The sequence below is a fragment of the Pandoraea terrae genome, from assembly GCF_902459695.1.
Taxonomy (GTDB): Bacteria; Pseudomonadota; Gammaproteobacteria; order Burkholderiales; family Burkholderiaceae; genus Pandoraea; species Pandoraea terrae.
Genome location: NZ_CABPRZ010000017.1, coordinates 125,140 through 131,702, shown reverse-complemented (window position 1 = coordinate 131,702; position 6,563 = coordinate 125,140). Strand labels below are relative to the sequence as shown.

The 6,563-nt window shown below is 64.1% G+C and carries 5 protein-coding genes; 1 reads left to right on the top strand and 4 read right to left on the bottom strand.

Annotated features, from left to right (window positions below):
• Positions 1–104: 104 nt before the first annotated feature.
• From PTE30175_RS18960 to PTE30175_RS18950, 3 genes are all read right to left on the bottom strand, one after another.
• Positions 105–917 (bottom strand): taurine ABC transporter ATP-binding protein, encoded by an 813-nt coding sequence (locus tag PTE30175_RS18960; protein ID WP_150698623.1) that lies wholly within the window; start codon positions 915–917, stop codon positions 105–107.
• Positions 918–992: 75 nt separating this feature from the next.
• On the bottom strand, positions 993–2,024 hold the full coding sequence (gene tauA, locus PTE30175_RS18955; RefSeq protein ID WP_191629141.1) for a taurine ABC transporter substrate-binding protein: 1,032 nt from the start codon (positions 2,022–2,024) through the stop codon (positions 993–995).
• A 112-nt stretch (positions 2,025–2,136) separates the two neighbouring features.
• Positions 2,137–3,609: an aminotransferase class III-fold pyridoxal phosphate-dependent enzyme gene (locus PTE30175_RS18950; protein ID WP_191629140.1), complete on the bottom strand. Its 1,473-nt coding sequence runs from the start codon at positions 3,607–3,609 to the stop codon at positions 2,137–2,139.
• Between the two features lie 265 nt (positions 3,610–3,874).
• On the opposite strand from PTE30175_RS18950, the gene pdxR reads away from it, so the two are divergent.
• Positions 3,875–5,395 carry a MocR-like pyridoxine biosynthesis transcription factor PdxR gene (gene pdxR, locus PTE30175_RS18945; RefSeq protein WP_150698621.1) on the top strand — a complete coding sequence of 507 codons (1,521 nt, stop codon included), beginning with the start codon at positions 3,875–3,877 and terminating at the stop codon, positions 5,393–5,395.
• Positions 5,396–5,464: 69 nt separating this feature from the next.
• Here the strand turns inward: pdxR and PTE30175_RS18940 are convergent, their stop codons facing one another.
• On the bottom strand, positions 5,465–6,529 hold the full coding sequence (locus PTE30175_RS18940; RefSeq protein ID WP_150698620.1) for a porin: 1,065 nt from the start codon (positions 6,527–6,529) through the stop codon (positions 5,465–5,467).
• Between the last annotated feature and the right edge of the window lie 34 nt (positions 6,530–6,563).

The window sequence follows — 6,563 nt, the reverse complement described above, 5'->3', positions numbered from 1 at the left end:
GTGGGCGGCCGCGCGCCGCCCGGCGGCGGCGTGCCTGGGACTTTCTGTCGCGGATGGCCAGCCGGTACGGGTTTCGTCATCATGATGTGTCTCCTGTATGAACCTTAGGCTGCCACGGCTTGCTGGGCCGCGCCGGCACGTTCGTCGCCGTAAATGATGCTGAGGATCGTCTCGCGCATCGCGATGAAATCGGGACTCGACTTGATGGCGCGCGCGTCGCGGCATTCCAGGAAGCGCTTGTTGAAGTCGAGTGTGTACGTATGCGTGATGCGTCCCGGGCGCGGCGACATCACGATCAGATGACTCGCGAGGAACAGCGCTTCTTCCACGCTGTGCGTGATGAAGAAGATCATCTTGTTGGTCTCGCGCCAGACGTCGAGCAGCAATTCCTGAATCGTCTCGCGCGTGAGCGCGTCGAGTGCGGCCATCGGTTCGTCCATGAGCAGCATCGCCGGGTTGCACGTGAGCGCGCGCGCGATACCCACACGCTGCTGCATGCCGCCGGAGAGCTGGTAGATCATGTGCTGATGGAAGTCCTGCAGGCCCACGAGCGCCAGATTACGCGTGGCGATCTCGCGCCGTTTCTCCTTGGCAACGCCTTGCAGCTTCAGACCGAATTCCGTGTTGTCGATGACGTTGAGCCACGGCAGCAGGGCGTGCTTCTGGAACACGACGCCGCGATCGGCGCCGGGACCTTCAATACGGTCCTCACCCAGGCGGAGTTCGCCGGACGACGGTGAGATGAAGCCGGCCATCAGACTCAGCAGCGTGGTCTTGCCGCAGCCCGATGCACCGAGCGCCACGACGAAGTCGCCCGACTCGATCGTCAGATTGATGTTGGCCAGCGCCTTGACCTGTTCACCCGGGCGTCGGCCCGGGTAGATGACGCTGACGTCGTTGACGGAGAGATTTTCCATGATCGATTGTTTCCTTGCGGTCATTCGCAATACGGCTTGACGCCCGGCGGCGCGGCTACGCCGCCGGGCGGAGCATCACTTCAATTTCAGTGCGGCGTCGACATAGCGCGACGTGACAAAGGCCGAGTAGTCGGGCTTGACCGCATCGATCTTCTGTTGACTCTTGAGGAACTCGGCGGTGTCCTTGAGCGCCTTGGCTGCGCGGCTGTCCTTGCCGCCGCCAAGCCATTCGGCCGAGGCTTGCTGCTGGGCGCTCGGGTAGGCATAGAGCGCCAGCGCTGCAGGAATATCTTCCGGCTTGCCGCCGATCATCTTGACGATCGCCTTGACCTGAGCGGAGTCGGGTGTCCAGGCCTTCGGATTCTGACGATAGGCAGCGTCCGCATCGGCAATCACCTTGACGAACTTCGCCATGAAATCGGCGTGCGCTTCACCCCACTTGCGCTCGACCGCGATGCCGTCGAAGGTCGGCTTGCCTTTCTTCGACAACTCGCCCGAGGTGATCAGCACCTTGCCGTTCTGTTTGATGTGGGCCAGCGCCGGGTCCCAGACATAGGCCGCATCGATGTCGCCGCGCTCCCACGCCGCCACGATCTGGTTCGGCTGCATGTTGAGGACCTGCACGTCGGTCGGCTTGATGCCCCATTGCTGGAGCGCGTACATCGTGTGGTAGTGGGTCGTCGACACGAACGGCACACCGATCTTCTTGCCCTTCAGGTCCGCCGGGCTGTTGATGTTCGCGCCGTTACGCACGACCATCGCTTCGGCCTGGTTGATGTCGTCGAGAATCCAGAACAGCTGCAGGTCAAGCCCTTGCGAGACGGCGGCCGCCATCGGGCTGGAACCGAGCACCCCGATCACGACGTCGCCCGACGCCACCGCTGTGGCCACTTTCGCGCCCGATTCGAACTGCCGCCATTTGATCTTGTAGCCGGTGGCCTTCTCGAAGGTGCCATTGGAGATGGAGACCAGCCATGGGTCCACGATCTGCTGGTACGCGATCGTGATTTCTTTCTCCTGCGCGTGGGCGGCAGGCGCGGCGGCCAAGCCGAACGCGAGCGCCGGCATGGCAAATAGCGCGGCGGTCTTGCGGATCCAGCGATGCATGTGGTTCATAAAATCACCTCTATTAAGTGTGGAAATGCATGGGGGGGTGACAAAAAAATCGATGCTTCAACAAGGCCGGACCCGGGCGTTCGCGTGTCCGGCGACAACCCTCTCAATCCCGGTCGCACGCGCTCAACACGGCGCGCAAACGCGCGCCCATCTCATCGAGCGCTGCGCGGCTCGCCGTGAGCGCGGGGGCGAGCAGCAACATGTCGCCGGCAGTCTGTACGATCAGGCCGGCGTCAAACAGGCGCCGTTGCAATGCCGCAGCGGTGATGGGCGCCCGCGCACCCGCATGCATGCCGTCGATGGCCAGTCCGGCGAGCAAGCCGTAACCGCGGATGTCGCTCACGACCGGCAAGTCCGCCAACGCGAAAACATCATGCAGGAATCGCGGGGCATGCTCGGCGGCACGCGCAAACAGGGCTTCACGCTCGCAAAGGTCGAGCAGGGCATGCGCGGCGGCGACGGCCGCAGGCGTGGGCGCCGACGAAGCCGCCGGCAAGGCGGCAGACGAAGGCGCGGATAACGGGCCCGATGACGTCGGCGTGCTCTCCAGCAGGGTGTCTGCCCCCAGGCGATTCAGTGCCTCGGCAAAGCCGTCAGCGGCGAGCACCGCGCCCATCGGCAGGGCGCCGTTGGTCAAAACATCGCCGAGCACGAGCAAGTCGGGCGCAACGCCGAAGCGCTGGGCGGCGAATGCGGCGCCGGAGCGCCCGAAGGCGCAGTGGCGTTCGTCGAAAATCAGGACAATTCCCGTCTCTGCGCATACCTCGCGGACCGCTTCGAGATATCCGTGCGGCGGCACGAACACGCCGTGGCGCGTGCCGAGCGGTTCGATTACGACGGCGGCGATCCGATCGGCGCCCAGCAATGACACTGTTTGGCGGAACGCCTCAGCCAGACGGGCGCCGTCCGCCGGCTGGCCCTTGACGAACTTGTCCTCGACAAGGCGGGGTTGCGGCACTCGGGCAAAACCGAGCAGGCGGTCGGCGCGGTGGGCTACCCCATGCAGCGCGAATCGCAGTGCAGCATCGGGCAAACCGTCGGTCAACACGATGTTCCGGCCGGTGTTGCCGTGCCGGCCCGATTCGTCGTGCCATGCCAAGGCTGCGCCGATCGCCATGCGCCAGGCATCGTCCGGCTGGGCGCACAGTCGCACGCCGATACTGCACGGAGGCTCATCCGGGTCGAGTGCGGCGCCGGCGCACAGCGCATCGGCGGCAAGCGCGGCCAGGCGTGATGCGAGCCGGTGGGCGTGCGCTTCGCTGTGCGGTTCAAGACCGGCAGGCAGTACGGCCATCTGGCCCAACTGCTGCGCGACGGCCGCCGCAATCGCGGGGTGGCTTTGCCCCGCAGGCGAGCACAGCCGCCCGGACGCGCCATCGAGCCACTCGCGACCCCGGCCGTCATCCAGCGCAGTGCCCAGCGCATGCACCGGGACGCGGGCGGCGCGGCGCGCCAGCGGCTTTCCTCCGGGTCCCGGCGAGTGGGACACCGGGGTATCGACCACTTGCGTAGCATGCGCGCTGTCGGAACGGAGCGCGGTGCGGGCGGTGGTGCGAACGGTGGCGCGGTTTGGCATGAAATCCTCGCGGTTTGTACAGCTTAGGCGACAACACGGGGGGCCTGTGATACTCATAATTGCCGCTGGCGTTTTTGATCGTTAGAGCCAGATCGCCGCAATTGATGAGGCCAAGCGCCGAAAAACCCGAAGCGCCCCGCCAGGCCGCCCGCCCGGCGGGGCTTGGCGGCACACTGCGGGTTAACTGGGGATAAACCCGCAGAATCCATTTGAGTGCCCGCGCGATGGGTCATAATCGGCAGATCGAAGCAAGGAGAATCGCCGTATGTCGAGCCGGGTATCCGCCGCGTTGTGGAAGCAGCTGTTTCAGCTGTCCGCGCAGGGCGGGATGAGTTTGCAGGGACAGATCCGGCAGATGCTGGTATCGGCCATTCTGGACGAGCAGTTGCAACAGGGCGTGCCGATCCCTTCCTCACGCGAGCTTGCCGATCAGCTCGGCGTCGCGCGCAACACGGTCGTGCTCGCCTATCAGCAGCTCGTCGACGAGGGCTATCTGATCGCGCGCGAGCGGCGCGGGTATTTCGTCAACGCCGATATGTTGGCAGGGCGCGTTGCACGCGCTGTCGCGCGCGTCGATACGGCCCCTGCTGCGGCCGCGCCCGATTGGCAGAAGCGCTATGTCGTGCGGCCCTCGCGGCAGCGCAACATCGTCAAGCCGTCCGATTGGCAGAAGTATGAGTTTCCGTTCATCTACGGACAATTCGACCCCGCGCTGTTTCCGACCGCAGACTGGCGTGAGTGTTGTCTGAAAGCGTTGTCCGTCATGGAAATTCGGGACTGGGCACCGGATCTGATCGCCAGGGATGACGACACGCTGATTCAGCAGATTCGTACGCGCGTGCTGCCGCGTCGCGGGGTATGGGCCGGCACCGACGAGATCGTGTTGACCAACGGCGCGCAGCAGGCGCTCTATCTGCTGGCCGATCTTCTGATGTCGTCACGTACGACGGTCGGTATCGAGGACCCCGGGTATCCGGATGCGCGCAATATTTTCGCGATGCGCACGCCGCGCCTGATCGGGTTGCCGGTCGATGGCGGCGGCTTGCCGCTCGATGCGCGGCTGTCACAGTGCGATTACGTCTATGTCACGCCCAGCCACCAGTGTCCGACCACGACCACGATGCCTCTGGATCGGCGTGAAGCCCTCCTGCGCCGAGCCGAACGCGACGATTTTGTGTTGATCGAGGATGACTACGAAAGCGAGAACAATTATTCGGGGACACCCAATCCGGCGCTCAAGAGCCTTGATCGCAGCAATCGCGTCATTTATATCGGCAGCCTGTCGAAATCGTTCGCGCCGGGGCTGCGTCTCGGGTATGTCGTCGCACCGGCGGAACTGGTGGCCGAGTTGCGAGCGTTGCGGCGGTTGATGGTGCGTCATCCGTCGGCTTTCATCCAGCGGTCCTTCGCGCTGTTCCTGTCGCTGGGCCATCACGACGCATTGTTGCGGCGGTTGGCCCATGCGTATTCGCAGCGTGCCGAAGCATTGGCCGATGCGCTGGTGCGGCATATGCCGGAGGTGTCGTTCGTGCCGGTCACCGGCGGCGCGTCGTGCTGGGTGCGGGGGCCGGAAGGCCTCGACGCAGGGCGGTTGGCGCAGCAGGCCGAGGCGCACGGCATCCTGATCGAGCCGGGGGACATTTTCTTCATGAACGGCGCTGACCAGTTGCCGCTGCATAATCACTTCCGGCTCGGTTTTTCTTCCATCCGCGTCGATCGCATCGACGCCGGCATCGCGGCGCTCGGCAACCTCATGCGAGGTCTGATGACGGCGCGGGCCTCGTGAGGCGCCGCGTCGCGCAGGGTCGTGCCGGATAGTGCCGGATAGTGCGAAGTGCGCCTTGCGGCGCATCGGTCAGAACGAATGCGAAATGCCGATATACGCGCCGGTCTGGTTGCGTCCCGGCGGCGGATTGTCGAGCGAGTCGCCGGCGTTCACGGCCACCGAGAAATTGGCGTTGCTGCTGTTCCTCGTGTAGGCCACGGTGCCGTAGAAGAAAGTGCGCTTGGACAGCGCATAGGTGGTGCCGATTTCGAACATGGTGGCGTTTCCAAAGCCACCCGGCACATTCACGTGATAGACGGCGCTCGACAGTGCCCACACCGGCGTGGCCTGATACTTCAACCCGACCCAATAATGATCGGCCTTCGTCGCCAATTCCGGCACCGGTGCGTCAGGCGCAGACATGTGCGTATAGGCCAGCTGGAACGTGAAGCGGTTGAGGAAGATGTTCGCGCCGGCGAAGTATTCCCGCGACGAGGAGAAGATGTCGCTGAAGCGGCCATTGGCGTCGCGGATCTCGTCGTACATGGCGCGCAACTGGAACCGTTCGTGCGTGTATGTGACCTGTGCGCCGGCAGCCCGGCCGTTGTTGAACTGGCCGGCGACGTTCGACAGGGCATACTGGCCTGCAAAATCCAAACCGTAGATATTCGGGCTCTGGTAGTTGAGCGTATTGCTCGCCTGCGGCCAATTGCGTCCGCGCACCAGCGATGCCGACGAAAACCCCTGTTGCTGGAACGGATCGAAATCCCACACGCCATTGCTGATGAACAGATTGCGGCCCATCGTGAATGTGCCCCACTGGTTCGAGGCGAAGCCGACCAGTGCGCGGCGATTGAACAGTGAGCCGTTGCCGTTGTTGTTCGTGCCGTTCATTAGCTGAAAGCCGGCTTCGAGGTTGAACACCGCATGCAGTCCGCGCCCCAGGTCTTCATAGCCGCGCAGGCCGAACAGGCTTGTGCCGTAATCGCCGCCCTGCGCGCGCCACCGGGAGGCGGTACCGCCGTCGGGCGTCGACAGGTTGTTCATGTATTCGAGGCCGCCGTCGAGCCGCCCATACAACTGCATGCTCGTTTGCGCGTTCGCAAGCGCACCCACACCGCACAACAATGTTGCCGCAACGATCTTTTTCTTCATGGCGTCTGAAAACGTTCGTTGGCCAAAAAACTCG

Bases quoted from the DNA above. Each gene is read 5' to 3' on its own strand.
- PTE30175_RS18960 (WP_150698623.1), bottom strand. From the start codon at position 917: ATGGAAAATCTCTCCGTCAACGACGTCAGCGTCATCTACCCGGGCCGA.
- tauA (WP_191629141.1), bottom strand. From the start codon at position 2,024: ATGCATCGCTGGATCCGCAAGACCGCCGCGCTATTTGCCATGCCGGCG.
- PTE30175_RS18950 (WP_191629140.1), bottom strand. From the start codon at position 3,609: ATGCCAAACCGCGCCACCGTTCGCACCACCGCCCGCACCGCGCTCCGT.
- pdxR (WP_150698621.1), top strand. From the start codon at position 3,875: ATGTCGAGCCGGGTATCCGCCGCGTTGTGGAAGCAGCTGTTTCAGCTG.
- PTE30175_RS18940 (WP_150698620.1), bottom strand. From the start codon at position 6,529: ATGAAGAAAAAGATCGTTGCGGCAACATTGTTGTGCGGTGTGGGTGCG.